21 protein-coding genes, 1 rRNA gene, 1 pseudogene, 3 riboswitches and 1 other annotated feature are annotated in these 24,393 nt (G+C 36.9%); of the genes and pseudogenes, 18 read left to right on the top strand and 5 right to left on the bottom strand.

Translation table 11 applies throughout. The features are described 5' to 3' along the window. Positions 1–81: 81 nt before the first annotated feature. Together MY533_RS19430 and MY533_RS19425 are read right to left on the bottom strand one after the other, a co-directional pair. Positions 82–1,377 (bottom strand): ammonium transporter, encoded by a 1,296-nt coding sequence (locus MY533_RS19430; RefSeq protein WP_248717243.1) that lies wholly within the window; start codon positions 1,375–1,377, stop codon positions 82–84. A gap of 14 nt (positions 1,378–1,391) precedes the next feature. Next, positions 1,392–1,733 (bottom strand): P-II family nitrogen regulator, encoded by a 342-nt coding sequence (locus MY533_RS19425; protein WP_248717242.1) that lies wholly within the window; start codon positions 1,731–1,733, stop codon positions 1,392–1,394. Positions 1,734–2,045: 312 nt separating this feature from the next. On the opposite strand from MY533_RS19425, the gene MY533_RS19420 reads away from it, so the two are divergent. From MY533_RS19420 to guaA, 12 genes are all read left to right on the top strand, one after another. Next, the gene (locus MY533_RS19420) at positions 2,046–3,506 is read left to right on the top strand and encodes a nicotinate phosphoribosyltransferase (protein WP_248717241.1); all 1,461 of its coding nucleotides are present in this window, start codon (positions 2,046–2,048) and stop codon (positions 3,504–3,506) included. 22 nt (positions 3,507–3,528) lie between these two features. Next, positions 3,529–4,353, top strand: coding sequence for an NAD(+) synthase (nadE, locus tag MY533_RS19415; RefSeq protein ID WP_248717240.1), 825 nt, complete (start codon positions 3,529–3,531; stop codon positions 4,351–4,353). A 232-nt stretch (positions 4,354–4,585) separates the two neighbouring features. Beyond that, on the top strand, positions 4,586–4,906 hold the full coding sequence (locus MY533_RS19410) for an NAD synthetase (RefSeq protein ID WP_248717239.1): 321 nt from the start codon (positions 4,586–4,588) through the stop codon (positions 4,904–4,906). Positions 4,907–5,185: 279 nt separating this feature from the next. Then, on the top strand, positions 5,186–5,827 hold the full coding sequence (locus tag MY533_RS19405) for a nitrous oxide reductase accessory protein NosL (protein WP_248717238.1): 642 nt from the start codon (positions 5,186–5,188) through the stop codon (positions 5,825–5,827). A gap of 60 nt (positions 5,828–5,887) precedes the next feature. Beyond that, complete coding sequence (locus tag MY533_RS19400; RefSeq protein WP_248717237.1) at positions 5,888–7,159, top strand: right-handed parallel beta-helix repeat-containing protein; 1,272 nt, start codon at positions 5,888–5,890, stop codon at positions 7,157–7,159. After that, positions 7,156–7,608, top strand: coding sequence for a nitrous oxide reductase accessory protein NosL (locus MY533_RS19395; RefSeq protein ID WP_248717236.1), 453 nt, complete (start codon positions 7,156–7,158; stop codon positions 7,606–7,608). Before MY533_RS19400 ends, MY533_RS19395 begins: the two co-directional genes overlap by 4 nt. Next, entirely contained in the window at positions 7,608–8,426 is an 819-nt protein-coding gene (locus tag MY533_RS19390; protein ID WP_248719252.1) for an ABC transporter permease, read from the top strand. The genes MY533_RS19395 and MY533_RS19390 overlap by 1 nt, the downstream gene beginning before the upstream one ends. Positions 8,427–8,668: 242 nt before the next feature. Beyond that, entirely contained in the window at positions 8,669–9,346 is a 678-nt protein-coding gene (locus MY533_RS19385; protein WP_371873275.1) for an ABC transporter ATP-binding protein, read from the top strand. A gap of 239 nt (positions 9,347–9,585) precedes the next feature. Then, positions 9,586–10,530 (top strand): AAA family ATPase, encoded by a 945-nt coding sequence (locus MY533_RS19380; RefSeq protein ID WP_248717235.1) that lies wholly within the window; start codon positions 9,586–9,588, stop codon positions 10,528–10,530. Then, positions 10,527–11,708, top strand: coding sequence for a DUF58 domain-containing protein (locus MY533_RS19375; RefSeq protein ID WP_248717234.1), 1,182 nt, complete (start codon positions 10,527–10,529; stop codon positions 11,706–11,708). Before MY533_RS19380 ends, MY533_RS19375 begins: the two co-directional genes overlap by 4 nt. Then, a complete protein-coding gene (locus MY533_RS19370; protein WP_248717233.1) occupies positions 11,705–13,891 on the top strand; it encodes a transglutaminase TgpA family protein in 2,187 nt (728 codons plus the stop codon). The genes MY533_RS19375 and MY533_RS19370 overlap by 4 nt, the downstream gene beginning before the upstream one ends. Before the next feature lie 35 nt (positions 13,892–13,926). Beyond that, positions 13,927–14,028: riboswitch (purine riboswitch) on the top strand. Positions 14,029–14,185: 157 nt separating this feature from the next. Further along, a complete protein-coding gene (gene guaA, locus MY533_RS19365) occupies positions 14,186–15,736 on the top strand; it encodes a glutamine-hydrolyzing GMP synthase (protein ID WP_248717232.1) in 1,551 nt (516 codons plus the stop codon). A gap of 47 nt (positions 15,737–15,783) precedes the next feature. Here the strand turns inward: guaA and MY533_RS19360 are convergent, their stop codons facing one another. The 3 genes from MY533_RS19360 to MY533_RS19350 are packed head-to-tail and all read right to left on the bottom strand — an operon-like array spanning position 15,784 to position 17,190. Next, on the bottom strand, positions 15,784–16,326 hold the full coding sequence (locus MY533_RS19360) for a DUF7010 family protein (protein ID WP_248717231.1): 543 nt from the start codon (positions 16,324–16,326) through the stop codon (positions 15,784–15,786). Between the two features lie 10 nt (positions 16,327–16,336). Then, on the bottom strand, positions 16,337–16,753 hold the full coding sequence (locus MY533_RS19355; RefSeq protein WP_248717230.1) for a hypothetical protein: 417 nt from the start codon (positions 16,751–16,753) through the stop codon (positions 16,337–16,339). Then, positions 16,750–17,190, bottom strand: coding sequence for a LytTR family DNA-binding domain-containing protein (locus MY533_RS19350; RefSeq protein ID WP_248717229.1), 441 nt, complete (start codon positions 17,188–17,190; stop codon positions 16,750–16,752). Before MY533_RS19350 ends, MY533_RS19355 begins: the two co-directional genes overlap by 4 nt. A 411-nt stretch (positions 17,191–17,601) precedes the next feature. On the opposite strand from MY533_RS19350, the gene MY533_RS19345 reads away from it, so the two are divergent. From MY533_RS19345 to MY533_RS19320, 6 genes and pseudogenes are all read left to right on the top strand, one after another. After that, positions 17,602–18,270: an MOSC domain-containing protein gene (locus MY533_RS19345; RefSeq protein ID WP_248717228.1), complete on the top strand. Its 669-nt coding sequence runs from the start codon at positions 17,602–17,604 to the stop codon at positions 18,268–18,270. Between the two features lie 227 nt (positions 18,271–18,497). After that, positions 18,498–18,599: riboswitch (purine riboswitch) on the top strand. Between the two features lie 130 nt (positions 18,600–18,729). Further along, positions 18,730–20,034 (top strand): NCS2 family permease, encoded by a 1,305-nt coding sequence (locus MY533_RS19340; RefSeq protein ID WP_248717227.1) that lies wholly within the window; start codon positions 18,730–18,732, stop codon positions 20,032–20,034. Positions 20,035–20,692: 658 nt separating this feature from the next. After that, positions 20,693–21,006 (top strand) — a sequence feature (16S ribosomal RNA rRNA prediction is too short). A 169-nt stretch (positions 21,007–21,175) separates the two neighbouring features. Next, positions 21,176–21,291 (top strand): 5S ribosomal RNA (gene rrf / locus MY533_RS19335). A gap of 235 nt (positions 21,292–21,526) precedes the next feature. After that, a pseudogene (locus tag MY533_RS19330) lies at positions 21,527–22,740 on the top strand (ISL3 family transposase). 365 nt (positions 22,741–23,105) lie between these two features. Further along, a complete protein-coding gene (locus tag MY533_RS19325; protein WP_248717226.1) occupies positions 23,106–23,384 on the top strand; it encodes a hypothetical protein in 279 nt (92 codons plus the stop codon). A gap of 432 nt (positions 23,385–23,816) precedes the next feature. Further along, positions 23,817–24,011 carry an NETI motif-containing protein gene (locus MY533_RS19320; protein ID WP_132363502.1) on the top strand — a complete coding sequence of 65 codons (195 nt, stop codon included), beginning with the start codon at positions 23,817–23,819 and terminating at the stop codon, positions 24,009–24,011. 92 nt (positions 24,012–24,103) lie between these two features. Beyond that, a riboswitch (purine riboswitch) is annotated at positions 24,104–24,202 on the top strand. Positions 24,203–24,393: the final 191 nt, after the last annotated feature.

The following is a 24,393-nucleotide window of genomic DNA, read 5'->3' as shown; positions in this document are numbered from 1 at the left end:
GAATCTGCATAATCTTCAGTTTGCCGAAGAAATTGCAGATTCTTGTTTTTTTGTATTTAAGAAGATGAAGTTCATTAAATACTATACATGTTCTTCTTGGACATTGTTATTTGCTTTACCGAAATGAGTTAAACGATGAGCAAATGTTTCTCCCCGCACTGCAGAGCCTTTGAAAATATCCTGAAACTCATAAGCAGGAGCACCGTGTTCAATGACATCTAGGCCAGTGACTTCTTCTTCGGCAGAAACTCGTAATGGCACAAATACTTTTATAATAAGTAAACCGGCTACTACGGAAACGCTAACCCAAGCGAGGGTAGCAAAAATCCCAATAGCTTGCACTCCTAATTGGCTGAAACCTCCTCCATAAAATAATCCTTGACCACCAATATCAAACAAGCCAACAGCTAGAGTACCCCAAATACCACAAATACCATGGACAGCGATTGCACCAACAGGATCATCGACTTTTAACTTCCATTCAATGAAGCGGACACTCTCGACCAATAATGGAGCAGCAATTAATCCGATAATAAGTGAACCAAAAATACTAACATTAGCTGCACCAGCGGTAATGCTCACAAGTCCTGCTAAAGCACCGTTTAATGTGAGTGAGCCATCGATATGACCATATCGAAATTTCGTATAAAAGGCTGTAGCCACAACTCCTGCAGCAGCAGCGAAAAATGTAGTTGCTATTACGCTCGGAACAAGTTTAGGATCAGCAGCTAATGTAGAGGCACCGTTGAACCCAAACCAACCAAACCAAAGTAAAAATACGCCTAAAGCTCCTAATGGAATACTATGTCCTGTAATAATGTTAATACGACCATTTTCATATTTTCCGAGACGTGGACCGACCATTACCGCAGCTACAAATGCCGCCACTGCACCTGTTAAATGGACAACGGTAGATCCAGCGAAGTCGATAAAACCGAGATTTGTTAACCATCCATGACCACTCCAAACCCAGTGACCAACAACAGGATAAACAAGTGACGACATGATAATAATGACACCTATATAAGCAAAAATATTAGTACGTTCTGCTACTGCTCCAGATAAAATCGTTGCTCCAGTTGCTGCAAACATCGTTTGGAAAATAAAGAAGGAAAGATTATCTACACCGTTTAAGGCAAAGCCACTTGTACCGAAGATACCGCCCACTGAATCACCAAACATAATAGCGTAACCACAGAGAAAATAGACAATGCCACCAAGCGATATCGTTAGGAAGTTTTTCATAATAATATTCACTGCGTTTTTTGAGCGTGTAAAGCCCGCTTCAACCATCGCAAATCCTGCATGCATAAAGAATACTAAAATTGTACCGAGCATCATCCAAACTAAATTTATAGATAATGTTATTTCATCCATATATATCGCCCCCCTTATTCGACTGCAATGGATCCGACTTCTTTTGTACGGATACGAATTGCTTGTTCTATTGGATAAATGAAGATTTTACCATCTCCAACCTTACCGGTTGCTGCCTTACGTAATAAAACGTCAACAATGGAATCTACTTTCTCATCATCAACAATCATTTCTAATTTCAACTTTGGCAAAAACTCAATTTCGTAAGTATTTCCACGAAATAATCCTGTACGCCCTAATTGACGACCGCAGCCAGCAATTTCTGAAACACTGAGCCCTGCAATTCCTTCCTGTGCAAGTTCGTCCCTGACCGCGCCGAAAACTTCGGGACGGATAATTGCTTCAATTTTTTTCATCAATATCAGCTCCTTGAATAAATTTAATTTACATGTTAAGGCGCTATGAAAAATGGCGCAATAATTATTTGAATATTCATGTTATATTTTGTTACATGTGATATTTCGACTTTCGTAATAGTTTACTGAAAATGTTTTTAAAAGGGGAATGAAAGCGGTATTAAAAATCGTGTCTAAAATGTGAACGTTTCTAAATTTTCTGATTATTAACGTAAGGAAACCTAACATTAAAGTTGGAGGATGTAATACGCAAGAATTTGGGTATATAGTGTATACTAGGACTAATTATCAAAGCGGAAGAAGGGGTTTCTTGTGAGATCAAACTATGCAGATGATAGCTTAGCGCTACACACTGACTTGTACCAAATCAATATGGCAGAATCGTATTGGGCTGATGGTATACATAATAGAAAAGCGGTTTTCGAACTATATTTTAGAAAATTACCTTTTGGCAATGGTTATGCAATTTTTGCGGGATTAGAGAGAATGCTTGAATATTTACGTAATTTTCGTTTCACGGATTCAGACATAATGTATTTGCGTGAAGAGGTTGGTTATAAAGAGGATTTTATCGAGTATTTAAAAAATATTCGCTTTACAGGGGATATGTATTCTATGGTCGAAGGAGAAACTGTTTTCGCTAATGAACCAATTATTCGCATTGAAGCACCTTTAGTAGAAGCGCAACTAATAGAAACTGCACTACTTAACATTGTGAATTACCAAACCTTAATTGCAACAAAGGCTAGCCGTATTAAACAAATTATAAAAAATGAAGTAGCGATGGAGTTCGGTACACGACGCGCTCAGGAGATGGACGCAGCGATTTGGGGAACGCGTGCGGCGTTTATTGGTGGTTTTGCTTCAACTAGTAATGTGCGAGCAGGTAAACTCTTTAATATTCCAGTATCGGGTACACATGCACATGCACTTGTACAAGCCTATAAAAATGATTATGATGCATTTCACTCCTATGCAAAACGTCATCGTGATTGCGTATTCCTTGTAGATACTTACAATACGTTAAAATCGGGTGTGCCAACAGCGATCCAAGTGGCTAAAGAACTTGGAGACAGAATTAATTTTATTGGCATTCGATTAGACAGTGGGGATATAGCTTTCTTGTCAAAAGAAGCACGTCGTATGTTAGATGAGGCAGGATTTCAAAACGCTAAAATTATCGTATCAAATGACTTAGATGAATATACGATCTTAAACTTAAAGGCTCAAGGTGCAAAAGTTGATGTGTGGGGAATTGGTACAAAGCTCATTACTGCCTATGACCAACCAGCTCTAGGCGCTGTGTATAAAATGGTTGCTATTGAAAATAACGATGGGCAACTAGAAGATACGATTAAAATTTCTGCGAATGCTGAAAAGGTAACGACGCCAGGTCTTAAACACGTATATCGCATTATTGATCGAAAGAATGGCAAGGCAGAGGGAGATTACATCACTATGCAAGATGAAAATCCTCAATCAGAGGAAAGAATTAAAATGTTCCACCCTGTTCATACGTTCGTATCAAAATTTGTAACGAACTTTGAAGCTAAGAATTTACATCATCATGTAATTAAAAATGGTGTAATACATTATCAAAATCCTACTTTGGAAGAAATGCGTGATTATGCAGCTAATAATTTAGAGTTGTTATGGGATGAATATAAACGCGCCATGAATCCTGAGGAATACCCAGTCGATTTAAGCCAAAAATGTTGGAATAATAAAATGCGTAATATTGAAGAAGTAAGTGAAATGGTCAATCGATTGTAAAGTGTAAGGAGTGAAGGACAAAATGACATTACAGCAAGAAATCATTAAGGAATTACGTGTGTTACCTACTATTGATGCGCAGGAAGAGATTCGCAAATCCATTAATTTTTTAAAGGACTATGCGCGTCACTATAGCTTTGTAAAGGGATTTGTTCTTGGGATATCAGGTGGTCAAGACTCCACGTTAACTGGAAAATTAACGCAGCTTGCAGTCGATGAATTAAATGCCGAGGTGGGAGAAGCGAAGTACTCATTTTGGGCTGTTCGTTTACCATATGGTGTGCAAGCGGATGAAAAGGATTGTCAGGATGCGCTTGACTATATAAAACCTACGAAGACTTATACGGTCAACATTAAAGATGCAGTCGATGCAAGTGTTAGAACATTAACGAATGCGGGTATTGAACTAAGCGATTTTGCTAAAGGGAACGAAAAGGCACGTGAGCGAATGAAGGTGCAGTATTCTATTGCTGCTATGAATAATGCTGTTGTGCTAGGTACCGATCATTCTGCGGAGGCCATTACAGGTTTTTACACAAAATTTGGGGATGGTGGCGCGGATTTAATGCCAATCTTCCGTCTCAACAAGCGTCAGGGTAAGCAGTTACTAGCGGCGCTTGATTGCCCGCAGCACTTATATTTAAAGGTACCAACAGCGGATTTAGAGGAAGATCGTCCTTCATTACCAGATGAAGTAGCTCTTGGTTTAACGTATGACCAAATTGATGATTATTTGGAGGGGAAGGAAATCCCTGAGGATGCTCGTAAAACATTGGAAGGGCATTATTTACGTTCACAACACAAACGCCATATGCCAATTACCATTTTTGATGATTTTTGGAAGTAATTTATAGCTATCAACATAGCGTGGGGTTGATTTTTCATTTCTGACTAGGCGGCTTTCCTGGATGAGCCGATAACTATTTGGGAAAAGAGTTATAAGAAAAAGTGTTAACACTTTTTCTTATAGCTCTTTTCACTTTTTTTAAGCAATTTGGTTCTGTAATATTAAGTTCAAGCATATAATGTCGATATAAATACCTACAAAGTTGATAAAAAGTAAAGGAGGGTAATTATATATGAGGACTTCTAGAGTAAGTTCGACGACTAGTAGTATATTTCGTAACGAACAACAGTATTTACATGCTGGGGATTTAAGTCATAATTTCGGACAAAATCCGAAGAAACAGTTTAAAAACAGTTTGCTAAAGAATAAAGATAAAAGGCATTTAAGTAACACTAGCCAAATCCAGCAGCAACGTCCCAATAAAATAGCGGTTAGTTTTGTGGACGATGCTTACGATTTACAAATACGCAATGAATTAAATGAAACTGCCGTTAAGCTAAGTATTGTCAGCAAGCAAAAGAAGCTTCTCAATAGTTACCGCTCTTCTATATAACGTCATAAACTCAAACTCTCTACACATTCAGGATGTAGGGAGTTTTTTTATGTTGAAAACCCAAATGGTGTCAACGGAAATCAACTCCTTGCTTTGCCGACAAGTGTTATAAAAAAATAGGAGTATATATTTTTTATTCAAACTATTTGAAGTCAAGATGTTCAATGAATATTCAAGGTAATTTTTCCAATACTTCACAGCAATTTTTAACTTATTTCACAACTTACCTGTAAAGTATGTAATAGAAACAGAAAAAACGAAATATTGGGGGAAGCAATTGTGAAAAAAATATGGTTACCTGCACTTGCAACATTACTTTTACTTGCGGCGTGTGGTACAGAAAAAGATCAAGTTAAGAAAGAAGAGTCTAAGCAAGAAGATGCTACAACAAGTGAAGCAGAAGCAAAGGATAAAACTACACAAGTCGCTTCTTTAGTGGATCCACGTTTACAAGAGCCAAAAGAAGGTACAATGTGTGAAATGTGTAATATGAAAGTGTATTTGAAGGACGAAGATATGGGGGAATTCTCTACTCAAGCAATAAAAGAGGATGGAACAATCGCCTTTTATGATGACATAGGCTGTTTAGTAAATGCCGAGGTTGCAAATAATGAAAAGAACGAAAAATTTGTACGTGATTATATCACGAAAGATTGGGTAAAGGTTGATGATGCAACGATCGTCAAAACGGACCTAAAATCTCCAATGAATTGGGGATATATTTATTTCAAAGATAAAGCGGATGCAGACAAATATATCGCTGACAATCCAACTGCACATGTAGAGGAATTACAAAAAATTAAAGATGATGCGTTAGAGCGTCGTAACAAGAAAATGAAAGAAAAAGCTGAAAAAGAAGCAAAAGGTGAATCTGATTCTATGCATATGGAAGAAAAGAATCATGATGGTCAAAGTCATTAATCGAATGGACTAGGGGGAAATCCTCTAGTCTTTTCGTGCTGAACTGGGAGGTACGGATTGGTGAAAAAAATAGGGTTTGCCTTATTATTTTTTCTATTTATGAGTCAGACAGTGCACGCCGACTTTAATGTACAGGAGGCCATTAATATAGCAAAGCCTGGGGAAGTCGTTCATATTCCTGCTGGTCGTTACCAAGGTAATTTTATTGTGACAAAACCGATAACGCTACAAGGTGAAGAGGGAACGGAACTTATCGGTGAAAGAGACAACCCCTCACTCCGAATTGAAAACACTACTAATGTCACTGTGGAAAATATAAAGTTATCAGGGAAAAATAAAGCGATCGTAGCTAGTGCTGTAGATGGACTGGAGCTACGAAAGTTACAAATTAAAGATGTTCATACAGGTATCCATATACAACGCTCCAAAAATATACGTATACAAAATATCAATGTGACTGGTAGTGAAGGTCATTATTCCAAAAAAGGTAATGGGGTGGCTGTTTTTAAGAGTGAGGACATCACTATCGAAGGCAATACTGTTGAGCAAGTGCAGGATGGGATATATGTAGAAGAGGTCAAGCATATTGTTGTTCAACATAATAAGGTAACGAGTAGTCGTTACGGTACACACTTTATGTATACAACTGATGCTGAAGCACTTTTCAACACATATGCTCAGAATGTGACTGGCCTTATGATTATGATGACGACAGACATATTCCTGGAACATAATATAGTAGCTAATCATTTTGATTTTAATGGCTACGGTATGCTGCTGTATGATGTACAACAGGCCGAAATTAAACATAACACGATTAAAAATAACCGAACTGGTGTAGCGATGCAGAAAAGTTCAACTATCCAAATTGAAACAAATGATTTTCAGATGAACCAAACAGCCATTGAAGGTACAAAGGTAAGTGACGACACAACGGCTAGTAGTAATAACTTTACAGGTAACATTTTAACGGCTCGCTCTGATAAGCAAGGCTTTCAACTAGTAAGTAATTATTATGATGATTACTCAGGGATTGATTTAAAAGACAATGGTATCGGTGATATTCCATATGTGGCTGTGTCGAGCTTTGGTCAATGGATGGTACGCCAGCCTGTTTACCAATATTTTGTGGCATCTCCGAGCGTCATTTTATTGACATCACTGGATCAGCAAATTAATAAAACTGAAAAGAATATGCTTGTGGATAATACGCCCAAATTGGCGACGAAGCATGTGAACGAGAAGACTAAGATAAATGTGGTGCAAATGTTAGTAGGATTATTCTTGACAGTAAGTAGTTTATGGCTATGGAAAAGAGGAATAACAGAATGAAAAAATGGATGATGATTGTAATGCTATGTTGTGGTGTTTTGATGGGCTGTAGTGAAAAAACATATGAGCCTCGTGAAATAGTTAGTGAAACCGATGTTTGTAAAATTTGCAATATGAGTATCGTTCACAATGCATATGCTGGTCAGATTGCATTGAAAAATGGTGATTATGAAATTTTTGATGATATTGGCTGTCTAATGGAATATATAGAAGCGAATGGGGAAGGTGAGATTGGAGCGGCCTTTATAAAAGATGCAGCAAAAAATGAATGGATTGACGTTTTTAACGCTGTTTATGTATACAACAAGGATTATTGGACTCCGATGAATTATGGGGTAGTTGCGCTCGATTCGAAGGAAGCGGCACGGGCGTGGATGACTAAAGAGGGAGAAGGTCAGCTGCTTGCTTATAAGGATTTACAAGATTTTAAATGGGGGATCCATAAGTGATGTACAGTATGCTTATTAAACTAGAATTAAAGCAAATGCTCAGAAGTCGTTGGATGCAACTTGTAGGCATACTTTTCACATTCGTTTTTACAGCCATCATTGTCATACAGCAAATGGCATTGCCGGATGTAGAGGGTTTTACAAGACAGACAGCTTCGTTTTTAAATGTATTGTTGTTTTTATTGCCGCTGTTTATTTTAACGATCGGTAGTATGAGCATCGCTGGTGATGTGGAATCAGGCTGGTTTTCGTTATTAAAGACATATCCGATGACACGTCTGCAATATATAGCAGGAAAGTATATTGCCTCTGTGCTTGCATTTTTATTAGTCATTGTCGTGGCGTTTGGCGTAATTTTAGCGCTTGGTGGATTTCTTGGCGGAGTGCGTTTGCCATTTATTTTCATTATTCTAAATTTGCTATGTATCTTTATTTTTGTGTCATTGGCTATTGCTGTGGGGGCATTTGCAAAAACAAGATTATTTGCACTATCGTTATCACTTGTATTTTGGTCCATTTTTTTATTGCTAATTTCTTACGCTTTAATGGCTATTGGAACGATCGTGGCGGGGCATATTCTGCAAAAGCTGACGATTATAGCGATACATATTAATCCTGTGGAGTGGCTGCGCTTTGGTTACTTTATATTTACAGATCAGGCTAGTGTGCTTGGACCAGCATTTTATCAAGTAACGCAGTTTTATTCGTCACCACTAGGTTACGTAGTATACGTAGCTGTGACATTGCTTTGGATAGTATGTCCATTAGTATACACTAGCTTACTTTTATCTTCTTCTTCTTTCAGTGAAAGAAGATAAAGCCTCCGGCGGATGTCACAGAATCGGGAAGTGGTTCTTAAAGGATGTTAGCTTAAAAATCATCGTATCCATGCGATAACGGCTAACTGACCTGCATCATGCTGTTGCTGTTGGCTTCGCTTTCGCACAGACAAATCCAGTTGCTGCTTTCGCGCAAAAAAACATTTTGCAGGCCTAAGCACAAAGCCGATTCAAGACGCAATTATGTCGAGGCATAATTGATAGAAAGGGGAAAGAAGCTGATGCTTTTAGAAACAAAGAAGTTATCGAATATTTATGATAATAATAGAGGTCTTCATGAAGCCTCCTTTTCTTTACAGGCGGGGCGTATTTTAGCGCTTGTAGGAGGAAATGGTGCTGGAAAGAGTACTTTAATTCGCCTGCTAACTGGGCAAGAAAAGCAAAAATCTGGAGAAATAATATGGCATAAACCACAAGCTATTCGATATATGCCTGACGATGTGGACTTTCCGTCTATGTTAACAGCTGCAGAAATTTTGCAACTACTTGCCTCTTTAAAGAAAATTGGCAAAAAGGAACAGGAAGATGTACTGAGACGCGTAGCTTTATGGGATGTTCGAAAGCAAAAAGTGAAGCATTTCTCAAAGGGGATGCGTCAACGGCTTAATCTCGCTCAAAGTTTACTTGGTGACGGTTCTTTGCTTATTTTAGATGAGCCTACGAATGGTCTTGATCCTTTTTGGATTGCGGAGCTGAAAAAAATGATGCTCGAGGAAAAAGCAAAGGGCTGTACTGTAATTTTTTCTACGCATTTGCTTGCTTTTGCGGAGGAAATAGCGGACGATGTGTTAGTTTTACATGAAGGACACATACTTATTTCTGGCGAATTAAAGGAAATATTTTTACAAGAAAATTCATCTTCGTTAGAGAATTTATGGTTAAAAAAATTAAATCTGTAACATTTTGATAGGTAATAACGTTATACTAAAAGATAGGTTTGTTTGAATTGTATTCAGACAAGCCTTCTTTTTCATGCTAAAGTAATATTCTTTTTCTCACTACATGCTCGAGCTATAGGGATGAAGTAATAGATGATTGTTTCATACTAATTGTGTTACTGAACATATTTCGTTATTCTTAAAGGAGTTGTCATGCAATTCAAATAATTGCTGAAAATGATAGAGGAGGTTTTTGATTTATGAATTCACAAATACAAGATGTATTAGAAAATATAGAAAAAGTAATGATAGGCAAAAGAGAGGTTGCAGAGCTCAGCATCGTAGCTTTGCTGGCAAGAGGGCATGTCTTGCTTGAGGACGTACCAGGTGTTGGTAAAACGATGATGGTGCGAGCATTGGCAAAATCCTTTGATGCACAGTTTAAAAGGATTCAATTTACACCTGATTTATTACCGTCTGATGTTGTAGGGGTATCTATTTATAATCCAAAAACGTTGGAATTTGAGTTTCGACCTGGTCCGATCATGGGAGATGTCATTTTAGCCGATGAAATTAATCGTACGTCTCCTAAAACACAATCTGCTTTACTTGAGGGGATGGAGGAAGCCTCTGTCACGATTGATGGTAAAACTTTAACAATCAATCAACCATTTTTCGTTATGGCCACTCAAAATCCAATTGAGCATGAAGGAACATATCCGTTACCAGAAGCACAGCTAGACCGTTTCTTACTAAAAATAAAAATGGGCTATCCTTCAAGAGGACAAGAAGTGGAAATTCTCCGTCGTGCTGAACATGGTAAACCAATTGAAAAAATTGAGGCGGTGCTAACAGTTGCGCAATTAAATGAATTGCAGGAGCTTGTACAGGGGGTGTATGTTGAAGATTCGGTCAAAAACTATATGGTCGAGCTTGCGACTCAAACAAGGGAAAATAGCTATGTATATTTAGGCGTAAGTCCTCGCGCAACGATTGCTTTAATGAAAGCTTCACAAGCTTATGCATTTATTAAAGGGCGTAGCTATGTTACGCCTGATGATGTTCAATATTTAGTACCATTTGTTTTTAGCCATCGTTTAGTATTAAAACCCGATGCACGTTACGATAACGTTACGGCAGATGAAATTATTGAGCGAATTATTGCGAAAACACCTGTGCCGACAAAGAGGTTTGCAGAGCAATGAAGAAATGGAAAGCTTTAATTGAGAAAAGTAAACATTTCTTATTAGTATCTTTGTTGATGATCATAACGTTTTGTTATGCCATGTTCCAAGGTGGATTTGTCAGCTGGTTTGTGTTTTTTACAGTTAGTCCGTTTTTGTTATATGCATTTATTTTCTTACTGGTGAAAGAAGATATTTTACTAGTGGAACGTAAAATTGAGCCCTCCCATGTAGAGAGTGGACAATCTGCTAAGGTTACAATTACTGTGGAACGAAAAACACGCTTTCCGTTTGTTTATATGATGATGGAGGAACTTGTGAACAGTGAAGCCCTTGTTCAATCAAGGGTGCAAGGAACGAATAGCATTAAGTTCGTTGGCTTCAGGAAAAAATTTAGCTGGGATTACGTATTGGAAAATATGTCCCGTGGCGAGCATCGTTACTTAGGTGTTACGATTGTATTCTGTGATTTTTTTGGCTGGGCAAAAAAGCGAGTTACGGCAGAAAAGGAACAAGTCATTTTAGTTTACCCGAGAGTACGCGAGATGAGATATGCCGCGCTTCAAACAAAATTTGATGTTGGTACAATGATGTCACCTTATTCAATTGTTAAGGATACATCCATGGCTGTTGGCTTACGTGAGTATGTTCCAGGTGACCGTTTTTCGTGGATTCACTGGAAATCATTTGCGAAAACACAAACATTGCAATCTAAGGAATTTGAAGATCGTCAATCGCAGGAGTTAATGTTAATACTCCATGCTGGAAAATCTCCGTTATTTGAAGAAAAAATTGAGCTTGTAGCTTCGATGCTACAAACAATTGTCGGAGAACGTGGAGATATATCATTTGTTTCAGCTGGTTCGAACACGAAGGTGTTTCCGATTATCCAAGGTAATAAGCAGCTAGATCAAGTAATGCATCATTTAGCTGCTATAAAACCTGCTGAAACGGTCAAATTTCAATTACGAGATCAGCAAGTGTTTAAGCATATTGCAACATTACTGTATGTTACGAGTGAAGTATCGGATGAATTACTTCATTCTCTAGCCAATATGGTGAAAAACTGTATTTGTTTTGTAGTAGCGGAGCAACCACCTATGCAAACAGAATTGGCGAAACGTTATAGACAAATTCATGTTGTACACGTAAATCCAACAGATTATTACAATCTGTTCACGGAGGTGATGAAGCCGTGAAAAAATCACTAGGAAATTTTATAGAATTATCAATAGCATACGTAATAATTTTTCTAATTTTACGTGAATGGCTTATTCCTGTCATGGAGCTGACGAATACAGGCTTGGTTCATTTGTTTTTAGTGTTTATCGGTCTAGCATTGATACTCAGCTTATTTCAAGTACATCCGATATTGTCGGGCTTAGTGAAATTAGGTTATATTACTTGGTTTATAGTGTTTGTTTATAGTGAAAGTCCCTTTTTTTCAGGACAGACAATACCATTTTTAATACATGAGTGGAAATGGAATATGACGACCATTCTTTCGGGCGATGTTGGACAAGTTTCGGATTCATTTAGAACGGTGCTATTCCTTGCGCTTATTTGGATGTTAATATACCTAATTCATCATTGGATAACTGTGCGGAAAAATATATTCTATTTCTTCGCGTTAACTGTATTCTTTATTGCCACACTAGATACGTTTAGTGACTATGATGGAAAGGTAGCGATTGTTAAAGTACTTGTGCTTGGATTAATAATGACTGGTTTACTGTTTGTTAAAAGCTTATGGCTTCAAACAGATGCACCGAGCAATGTAATAGGAAAGTGGAAACTGGTTATTCCGATGATCGTTTCGGTAATGCTCATTAGTTCAGTGGCATTCTTTTTACCTAAGACAGGACCGACCTGGGCTGATCCTGTGCCTTTTATTAAAGGCGTTGCAGGGCAAGGGGACGGTGGAACAGGTGCAAAAACAGTTGGTTACAGCGAGGATGATAGCCGATTAGGAGGACCGTTTCAAGGTGATAATACACTAATTTTTACGGCAACTTCTCGTGATCGCCATTATTGGCGTATAGATACAAAGGACACTTATACTTCGAAGGGCTGGATTCTTTCGAAGGGGAACTTTGGCAAAAATGTTTACCAAACAAATACCCCTATCCAAACTTCGTTACAAGTTGGATCTCTAGAAAAAGAACGTCAAATTCAAATAGACATTGCTACTCCAATGCCATTTTTATTGCAAACGTATGGTATGATATCTGTTTCTGCCCAAGATTCACCGCTGTTTATTCAGGATGAACACACTGAAAAAATAGCAATAGAACAACAGAATGGTGAATCGAAATTATTGTCTAACTATACGATTTCTTATAGTGAGCCAGAATATAGCATGAAGCAGCTTCAAATGTCTAAAACAGCTACGTTAGCAACATTAGATCCTTCCTTTAATCGTTTCTTACAGTTGCCAAATACACTTCCGCCACGTGTAGTGAATTTAGCGAAAGAAATCACACACGATAAGGCTTCCGTATATGATCAAATAAAAGCAATTGAAAGTTATTTTTCATCTCACGGCTTTAGATACGATAAAAAAGAAGTAGCAATTCCTGCTGAGGGACAAGATTATGTGGATCAGTTTTTATTTGATACTAAAGTTGGCTACTGTGATAATTTCTCAACATCAATGGTGGTCCTCTTACGTTCAGCTGGGATACCGGCACGTTGGGTAAAAGGCTTCGCACCGGGCAAGCCTGGTCGAATAACAGATGGTTTACAGGAGTACCAAGTTACAAATGATAATGCACATTCATGGGTCGAAGCATATGTACCTGGAACAGGCTGGATGGAGTTTGAACCGACAATTGGATTTTCTAGAAATATGAATATCAATTATGATATGGAGCAAGACACTCCTCAGGAGGAGCAAGTACTGCAGCCAGAAAAAAAACAAGAACAACCAAAGAAGCAAGAGCAAGAGCCGAAGAAAGAAACATCTAGCTCAACGTCATTTAGTTTTGATTCTGTTTGGACATGGATGAAAAAGCTTACTTATGTATGGATTGCTCTAGGCATTTTGATGGTCATCGCTAGCATTGCTTTGTTTATGCAACGTAAAACGTGGATACCTAAAATGCAAGTACGAGCATTTCGTAAAAAAGAAGCGGACTGGACAAATTTTGATGCTTCCTATCATGTTTTAATGAAGCAATTATCTCGTATTGGGTTACGCCGAAAAGATGGCGAAACATTACGAGCATTTGCTATAAGAGTAGATGAGTCGCTTGAGACAGAAGAGATGCAAAAACTAACTGCTGTATATGAACAGCATATTTATGGTAAAGATAAACAAGAGGTTGATTTCATGGAACTGAAAGAAAGTTGGGAAAATTTAATCAATCGCACTATCAGTTGATTTTGATGGGTACAAAGAGTAAAATGAAAAAAATTATATATGATGAGGATTGCTTTCATATAAGTTCGATAATAAGGTTCGGATGTTTCTACGAAATCACCGTAAATGATTTCTCTATGAAGGTGAATGTTTTGGTTAGGTGAGAAGGTTAGTATTAGTAAATCACTTTTCTTTGCTACGCATTCGCCTTTATAAATTTAGAGCTTATGAACGCGTAGGAAGTTTTTACTTCCATACGCGTTTTTCTTTGAACATATGAAAAGTCCTTTAAAAATAGTAGAAGAGGTGGATATATTGTCAGCAAGCCCTTTATTAGAGCAAGAAAAAATCGTCGTTCTTGATTTCGGTAGCCAATTTAACCAATTGATTACACGTCGTATCCGTGAATTTGGCGTTTTCAGTGAGTTACATCCTCATACGATTACAGCTGAAGAAATTAAAGGTATGAACGCAACAGGTATTATTTTTTCAGGTGGTCCAAACTCAGTTTATGACGAAAATGCCTTCCATGTAGACCCAGCTATTTTCGAATTAGGCTTACCAATCTTAGGTATTTGCTATGGTATGCAATTAATGGCACATACGCAAGGTGGTAAAGTTGAAGGTGCTGAAACACGTGAATATGGTAAAGCAGAAATTAAAGTAACAGCTTCAAACAAGTTATTCGGTAACTTACCAACTGAGCAAATCGTTTGGATGAGCCATGGTGACCATGTAACAGAAGTACCTGCTGGTTTTGAAGTAATCGCAACAAGTGCTGCTTGCCCAATCTCTGCAATGGCAAATGTAGAACGTAAACTATATGCAGTACAATTCCACCCAGAAGTACGTCACTCTGTATACGGTAACGACTTATTACGTCAGTTCGTCTTCGACATTTGTGGAGCAAAAGGCGATTGGTCAATGGCAAACTTCATAGAGCTTGAAATTGCAAAAATCCGCGAAACAGTAGGCGACAAAAAAGTATTATGTGCACTTTCTGGCGGTGTAGACTCATCAGTTGTTGCTGTTCTAATTCATAAAGCAATTGGCGACCAACTAACTTGTATGTTCGTTGACCACAACTTAAACCGTAAAGGTGAAGTTGAGCAAGTTATGAAAACATTCACAGAAGACTTCGACATGAATCTTATTAAAATCGATGCACGTCAACGTTTCATGGATAAACTTGCGGGCGTTTCTGATCCGGAGCAAAAACGTAAAATTATCGGTAACGAATTTATTTACGTATTCGATGAAGAAGCAGCTAAACTTGAAGGAATGGACTTCCTAGCACAAGGTACGCTTTACACAGATATCATTGAATCAGGAACATCAACTGCACAAACTATTAAATCTCACCATAACGTTGGTGGTCTTCCAGAAGACATGCAATTCCAATTAATTGAGCCACTTAACACATTATTTAAAGACGAAGTGCGCGCACTAGGATTAGAGCTTGGCCTTGACGAAAAAATCGTTTGGCGTCAACCATTCCCAGGCCCAGGTCTAGGAATCCGTGTACTTGGTGAAGTAACAGAAGAAAAACTAGAAATCGTACGCGAATCTGATTTCATCCTACGTGAAGAAATCGCAAAAGCTGGTCTTGATCGCGACATCTGGCAATACTTCACGGTATTACCTGACATCCGTTCAGTTGGCGTAATGGGTGATGCACGTACGTATGACTATGCAATCGGTATCCGTGCGGTAACATCTATCGACGGTATGACTTCAGACTGGGCACGCATTCCTTGGGATGTACTAGAGAAAATCTCTGTCCGCCTAGTAAACGAAGTAAAACACGTTAACCGCGTACTGTATGATATTACATCTAAGCCACCTGCAACGATTGAGTGGGAATAATCTCCTCGTTTGATTTTGAATAAAAAGCTAGTCTGATTTTTTTCAGACTAGCTTTTTATTTCTTTTTTCAGCATTAAAAATAAGAAAAGTACACCAATTTCTACGATTAACGAGATAAAAATAACATTTAAATGGAAGAAAATCACACTTATCAAAATAGCTATACAAATAAATATTGAACTATATCGATAATTTTTTGATTGATAAAAGAATGAATATGGTAACAAATGTGCACCGTAAATAATTGCATAAACAGGTAAGACCCACATAGGTGCTTTAAGTAATAAAAGAATGCAAATAAGTAAATATAAAATTTGATTGTTTGTTGCAATCAAAAGTCCATTAATTAATGGATTTTCTTTATAAAATAAATCAACATTTAATAGTTTGGCACAAAGAATTGACACAGGAAACAGCAATGCACCACAAGATAAAATACCAATATTTTTTATCATTAAATCTAAAGGCAGCAACGCGATTACTGTGATAACTCCCCAAATAAATATTGAGGCCATTATAAAAGGAAGCCCCTTCTTTTGTTTCTGAGCAATATCGTTTAATAGTACTTGTAAGCTAGTATTGAGGTTCATTTCAGTCTCCTTAATTTTCAAGCGATCTATTCAAACTATCCGCTATTTTTTTATTTTCATATTTTGAGAAAAAATAAAATCCGATGATATGACCAAGCAACGTTATCACTAAAATTAGCAATAAATAAGGTTTAATAATTGCAAATGCTTTCAGTGAAAAAAGATATACACTTCCTATGCCACAGAAAAAATTCGAAAAGGTACTAATAGTAATTTTAGATGTTACTTTTAATGTTGAGTAGTTCCACAAATATGGATAAGTTATACCAAAAACAATCCCCATCAGAACACTAATACCAATTAAATTCCAAATGTAAAAAAAGTTGACTGTTTCTTCGTGAAGATTAAAAATAGTAATTAAGAAAACAATCCAAATCAACCCCAAAAATGAAACGTATAAAAAGCTGTTTTTTAAGTCTTTTATCATATTAATTTCTCCTTAATAGATTTTGCATAATGTCTACTGACAATATACTTATTTTGTTGTTTTGTAATAACTTCCAATCTAGCGTGACTTCCCGAAGCAAATGAGTGTATTTGATGCAAATTCAAAATCATTGAATTATTGATTCTAACCAATCCGAATGATTCCAAGTAAGATAATTCTTTTAAAATTTTATTCAGCAATAGTTCTGTACCATTTATTAAAAAGATTTTGGTGAAATGACCAGATGCTTCAATTGCCTCGATGTTATTGAGTTCAATCATAACCTGACGATTTGTTTTGAGATCTGTTGCGCTTAATGTTATAGATTGAAAAAATTGCTGTTCAATTGTCGATAGCAATTCTTTATTCGATGGATTACTGATAATCTCAATTTCAGAAGATGATTGATTGTTTTTCCAAATGTAGTTGAATTTCATGTGGATCTCCTTTCTGTTTTAATCGTAGCAACACTTCTCGGAACTTACGACGATTTTTCGTTTTGTTGCAAAATAAATAGGTTTTGTTACAACGTTGATTCAGTAAATTTAAAGCTACAGTTTTTACACCATCCATTTTTCTATAGCGAAAGCGAAGCGACAGGTACAGAAGTCTGCTACCTTTATAGCTGGTAAAGATAAATACATATTTAAGTTACTTTTCTGCAGATGAAGAAGTTAAACAGATTGTATATATTTAAGGAATAAGGAGTTGAGAAAGTAGAGGATGTTAAGCCGCAATAAATTTTGAAATTCTTTATTTTAAGGATAATACTTTCGAAACATTAGGTATAGTAAACTAATAAATATAAATAGGACTCTATGTCGTTGTTTAGTTTAGGAGGGACGGAAATGGAAAAAAATAAAGCGATGATTCACACACTTGCTATTGGTATGCCGAAAGAATTGCATTATAGTAATGGGCGCTCAATGATTACAGGGATTGAAAAACGGAAAGTACAAGAAGTATATTTGTCTGCTCGTGGATTTGAGGGGGACGATGTAGCAGATAAAAAACATCATGGTGGTCCTGACCGTGCTGTTTGTTTATATCCTGCGGAGCATTACATACAATGGGAACAGGAACTTGGTAAACCGTTGCCGACAGCAGCATTCGGTGAAAACTTAACAGTAACGAATATGTTGGAAGCCGATATTTGTATTGGTGATATTTATAAAATAGGTAATGCTATCATCCAAGTTACTCAAGGGCGTGTACCTTGTAGTACGATTGATAAATATGCTGAGGCGAACATTTTACTTAAACGTTTAATTGAAACAGGTTATACGGGCTTCCTTGCTCGTGTACTGGAAGAAGGGACAATCTGTGCAGATTCAAAAATCGAATTAGTAGAAAAGCACCCTGAAGGTATCTCAGTTTTACATTGCAACGAAGTGTATTTTAAAAACAAAGACGCACTTGCGATGAAACGTATACAAGTAGTTGATGCGTTAGCAGAAGATTGGAAACAAAAATTAGAAAAAAGAATTCAGCTCTTGCAAAGTAAAGTGATTAACTAAACATATGTTGCTCAAGGAAGCTCTGTTAAAATCCTCAAGAATTCGAATGAGTTCAAGGGGATTTTTTTATTTTATAACTATCGATAAAACGTTCAGCCTTGACCTATTTATGCAACGATTTCTTAAAACGTGAACATTAAATAAGGATTTTACACGAACTTTCGTGTGTATTTCATAAAAAATGTTCGGAAATAGGGTTGAAATCTGAAAAGTGAAATGATATATTGATTGTAAATTAAATATGTCGTCGTATAATGTCGGGGATAAGGCCCGTGAGTTTCTACCAAGTTACCGTAAATAACTTGACTACGATTTTAGTTATATATACCAATGTATAGACACTAATTGATTTCACGCTAGTAATGGTGAAATGTATCGTAGACATGCGACTAGTAGAGTAGTCAGCGTGTCTTTTTTGTTTTCGATATTGAAGACGACCATACGGAGGATTTCTTTAAAATGAAAAAGTATTTCATGTTCGATGAATTAGGAACTAATTATCGCCGCGAAATAATAGGTGGTATTACAACATTCCTTGCTATGGCTTACATTTTAGCTGTTAACCCTGGTATGTTAGAAAATGCAGGAATGGATAAAGGAGCTGTATTCGTAGCTACAGCATTAGCAGCTGCAGTCGGTTCTCTGATTATGGGTATTTTCGCTAAATTCCCAATTTCACTTGCTCCTGGTATGGGCTTAAACGCATTCTTTGCTTTCACTGTAGTTGGAGCGTACGGTATTCCATGGCAAACTGGTTTAACAGGTGTTTTCTTCTCAGGTGTTATCTTTATCATTCTTTCGTTAACAGGTATTCGTGAAACAGTCATTAATGCAATTCCAGTACAACTTAAATATGCGGTTTCAGCAGGTATTGGTTTATTTATAACATTTGTTGGCTTACAAGGAGCGGGCATTATAACAGATAGCCCAGCTACATTGGTAACTTTAGGAACATTCTCTGGTGCAACTTTACTAGCTGTATTCGGGATTGTCCTGTCAATTATTCTTATTATTAAACTACGAAGTATTGGTATTTTCTTAGGGATGGTTATAACAGCAATTGTTGGTATGATTACAGGTGTCATTGCACCTCCTACAGCAGTTGTTTCAGCAATTCCAAGTGTAGATTCTACGTTTATGGTAGCTTTAAAACCAATTTTCAATGACTTTGATTCATTATTAAACGTTAAATTTTTAGTAGTTGTCTTAACATTCTTGTTTGTAGATTTCTTTGATACAGCAGGTACTTTAATGGCAGTTGCGACACAGGCAGGATTAGTAAAAGATAATAAATTACCACGTGCAAGCCGTGCATTGATGGCTGATGCTCTTGCAACAACAATTGGTTCTTTATTTGGTACATCAACAACAACTGCGTATGTAGAATCAACTTCTGGTGTAGCAGCAGGTGCTCGTTCAGGTTTCTCTGCTGTAGTAACTGCAATGCTATTCCTAGTAGCATTATTCTTCTCACCATTACTAGCTGTAGTAACTCCAGCAGTAACAGCGCCAGCTCTAGTTATTGTAGGTGTTCTGATGGTATCTTCATTACGTTTAATTGATTGGGATAAATTCGAAATTGCCGTACCTGCTTTCTTTACAGTAATCATGATGCCTCTTGGTTACTCAATCGCTACTGGTATTGCAATAGGCTTTGTCTTTTATCCAATAACAATGCTTTTAGCGGGTCGTAAAAAAGAAATTCATCCTATGATGTACGGATTGTTCTTTGTCTTCCTTGCATACTTTATATGGGTACGCTAAATATAAAGATAAACAGCACCTCAATTGTTGACTAACAATTGTAGGTGCTTTTCTTATTGAAGAATTAAAAACTATAAAACTATCTACTGTTTATAATGTAAATATTAGAATGTATAACATTCATGTGTAGTTGAGTTCTATATTATAGAAGAAACTCCCTTTAACTCCATTCAGTTGTAGAGGAAGTCAGTCGTTGTCACGTCCTATTGTAAAGACTGAGAGACCGACCAACATCATGTTTGCCTAAAGCCTCCGATCAATGTCGGACGCAATCAATTATGCTAAGGTATAATTGATTTATTTGGAATAGTTTTACTTTAAAAAATCACTTGCAAACTTAATATTAAGATGATATATTTATAAACGTTGTTACGAAACAATAACAACTAAAAAAACTACTAACATAAATGATTGACATAGAGTCAACACTATGTTAAAGTATAGTAAGTCACTTAAATGTGACGAACTAATGAACCTTGAAAACTGAACATGCAAAACGTAATCAATAAAGTTTTTACTAGCTAACTTCGAGTTAGTGAACGAAACAAAATTTTGGACATCAAACATGATGCCAGCAAAACAATTTGAGCTAATCAAATTTCTTTTTATGGAGAGTTTGATCCTGGCTCAGGACGAACGCTGGCGGCGTGCCTAATACATGCAAGTCGAGCGAACAGAAAAGGAGCTTGCTCCTTTGACGTTAGCGGCGGACGGGTGAGTAACACGTGGGCAACCTACCTTATAGTTTGGGATAACTCCGGGAAACCGGGGCTAATACCGAATAATCTATTTCACTTCATGGTGAAATACTGAAAGACGGCATCTCGCTGTCGCTATAAGATGGGCCCGCGGCGCATTAGCTAGTTGGTGAGGTAACGGCTCACCAAGGCGACGATGCGTAGCCGACCTGAGAGGGTGATCGGCCACACTGGGACCTAATCGATCGAGGACTTAACCAAAATGTTTGAAGCATTCAATGCGCCGTTTATCCAGTTTTGAAAGAACAAATCTTTCAAGGGTTTCAAGATACGAGTAGTTCGAGGAAGCGATGGAGAGAAGGAAGGAGCGTACTCAAGTACGTGACTGACTGAACGACAGAAGCTGACGAAGAAATACGATGTATATTGAAAGCCGAAAATAGTCTAGTGATGATGGCAAAGAGGTCACACCCGTTCCCATACCGAACACGGAAGTTAAGCTCTTTAGCGCCGATGGTAGTTGGGGGCTTCCCCCTGTGAGAGTAGGACGTCGCTAGGCACCTAAAAAAGTCGAGGATTTATTCCTCGGCTTTTTTGTTTTATAAAATAAAAATAAAATGATATACTCATTTTAAAATTTACATAATGAATGAACTAATCCCGACATATTCTCCAAAAAAACGGTTCTATAATATTTGTTGGGGTAATCACACAATTTTATGCATAAAAAAGCACAGTATCACCATTTCTTATATACTTGAGTTGTCGAGAAACAAGTAATAGAAAGGTGAACTGTGCAAATGAATTTTAACATGAATATCCCAGGATTAAAAGATGTAGAGATTACAAAAGTAGAAGAAGTAGGTGATCGAATCGCATTGTATGTACAATTGCCTAAATGTACCCATCAATGTCCAGTTTGTAAAAAAGAAACATCGAAGGTTCACGATTATCGTATACAGAAGATAAATCATTTAAAATGGTTTGAACGTTTAACTATTCTTTTCTATAAGCGTCGTCGTTATGTTTGTAATTGTGGAAAGCGTTTCTCTGAAAAATCCCCCTTCGTGGATAAATATCAACGTTACTCAAAGGAATGGAATCAAGTATAAATATACGTGCTATTAAAGCTAAAACATTTAAAGAAGCTGCAGAAGTACTAGGCACATCAACCACGACGGTCATTCGACGTTTTAAAAAGGTAGCGAATAAACAATTAGTAGAGGGTGTACGTTTACCAAAAGCGATTGCGATTGATGAGTATAAAGGCGATACAGATGCAGGTACTTATCAGCTAATAATTGCGAATGCGGAGACGCGCGAACCGATTGACATTTTACCGAATCGTAAAAAAGAAACCATAAAAAATTACTTAAATCAGTATGGAGCAGATGTTGAAATAGTGGTCATGGATATGAATCCAAGTTTTAAAGCAGCTGTTCGTCAATCATTAGGTCGACCAGTTATTGTGGCAGACCGCTTTCATTTTAGTCGTTATATCTATTGGGCAATGGATGAAGTGCGCCGACAAGTACAAAAAGAATGGGACAAATACAATCGCACAAAGTGTAAACGTATGCGTCATGTATTTTATAAACGTGCATCTAAATTATCACCAAAACAACAGTGGTACTTACAGCGCTATACAGAAATGTCTAAAACATTAAAAGTAGCTCATGAATTAAAGGAAGCCTATTGTGAATGGTTTGATTGGGCAAAGACAAAGAATGATGTCGTAGAAGTAAAGAAGCGATTATTAGCTTTTTACCGTAAGGTGGAAGAGACAAAATTACCAGCTTTCTTAAAAGCAATTCAAACATTTAAAAACTGGCAAGTAGAAATCTTAAATAGCTTTAGTTTTGGTTATTCCAATGGCTTCTTAGAAGGTATTAATAACAAAACAAAAGTGATGAAACGGAATGCATTTGGCTTTCGACGCTTCGATCACTTTCGAGCAAAAATCTTATTAAATTTAAAGTATAAAGAAATCGGAGTTCATCTGGGTTAAGGTGTTGAAAGAATATAGACCCCAACATTTGACTTAGAACCAAAAAAACGAGCAAAGCAAACTGTTTGTGGAATGTTTCGAGGGGAGAACACATTTGTGCCCGTAGAAACAAAAACGACTGATAGAATTGACGAACAGGAGAATAGAACGCCATCAAGAGAGATTCTTACATCTTGCTGGAATGTCTAAAAATAGGAAGAGGCGGCGCTAGAACAGGCGATGCTTCACATTGTATATTGCCTCAACATTTGATATATCCATCACTTATTGCTCAAAGAGTAAAGTCGGACGAGCATTATTAGCGAATTTTAAATTGAAATTAGATCTATAACACATATCATGCTTTAATAAGGGGGAATTAAAAAATGAGGCGTAACATTTTTTCTGCTTTATCAATATTTTCCTTAATAATTACACTCTTTATGTTTGGCTATGATTCATCAAAATGGTATGGTAGTTTTTTTAATTACCTTTATGATCTAAGTATATTTACGCCATTTGTGTTGGGAGTATTAGGAATAATTAGCGCAATTTTGGGTATTAAAGGCGATATTCGTATAGTTTTGATTGTACTCAATGCTTTTTTAATGTTTCTGTTCCTAGGTGCATATTTAATTGGAATCTACGGATTTCAAAATCCTTAATAAAGAACTGCAGTTATTTTTCTGCAGTTCTTTTAATTTGTCTTCGATTAGTAACAATAATTTCTTTTTAATAGCTGTCAGTTAAGTAAAGGGGGGACGACTTTTTGAGGGATAACGTCACAGATAGACCCTGGAGCGAGCAAGTTGAGGAAAGAAGGTTAAAAATATTACATCCAATAATTACGCCTTCGTGACCAACATCGTGCCGCTGTCGTTACATTGCACTTACGCTTTCACATAAAAAACATTCGCTTGCCCAAGCAGCTCATCGGACGCCCTTCAGGAAAATGCCTAGTCGGAACGAAAATCTACTTCACGTTTTGGCGAAGAGCATTTTATTAATACATCATACATACTAAAGGAACAAACTAAAGGTATAATGGAATTCATACTGGGAAAATAATTGGAAACAAGATTGAAAGGAAGAAAGATTTGGGGAAAAAACAAATTTGGTATGAAGTAGAAGAAAACGAGTCAATTGAAGATTGTTTGGCAAGAATGCGTCGAGATGGTTATATGGCAGTGGGAAGAAAAGAAGAACCGATTTTTCACGTAGTCAATGGAGAACCAACGTATTTACGTCAAAAAATACAATTTAAAGCGATGTTATGGCAAGATTCCGAGTAATTTTTGCTTAAATCCGAACGTTTGCAAATGGCTAAAATAAAATGTTCGCATTTTTGGTTGACTACAATGAAATGACTTGTTAAAATATGAGAAGGAAAAACAAATAAATCCCACATATATGCTAGAGGATTGGCTCTAGTGTCTCTACCCGGCACCGTAAATGCTGGACTATGCGGGAAAGCACTTTTGGCATGTTACGGGAAGGTTTATGTGCAGAAATGTCCATTTGCATATTCTTTTCATAATAAGTCCTCAAGTAAACTGCTTTCACGTGTATGGTAGGGAGTAGTTTATTTGAGGATTTTCTTTGTTATGAAAAAGAAAAAGTAAAGAATTGTAGTAGCTATAAAATATTTGATCATTTTTCTAACGTTAAAAAGGA

This window comes from Lysinibacillus sp. Ag94 (assembly GCF_023242215.1).
Classification (GTDB): Bacteria; Bacillota; Bacilli; order Bacillales_A; family Planococcaceae; genus Lysinibacillus.
The sequence above is the reverse complement of the archived record's forward strand: the minus strand, read 5'-3'. Positions and strand labels throughout refer to the sequence as shown.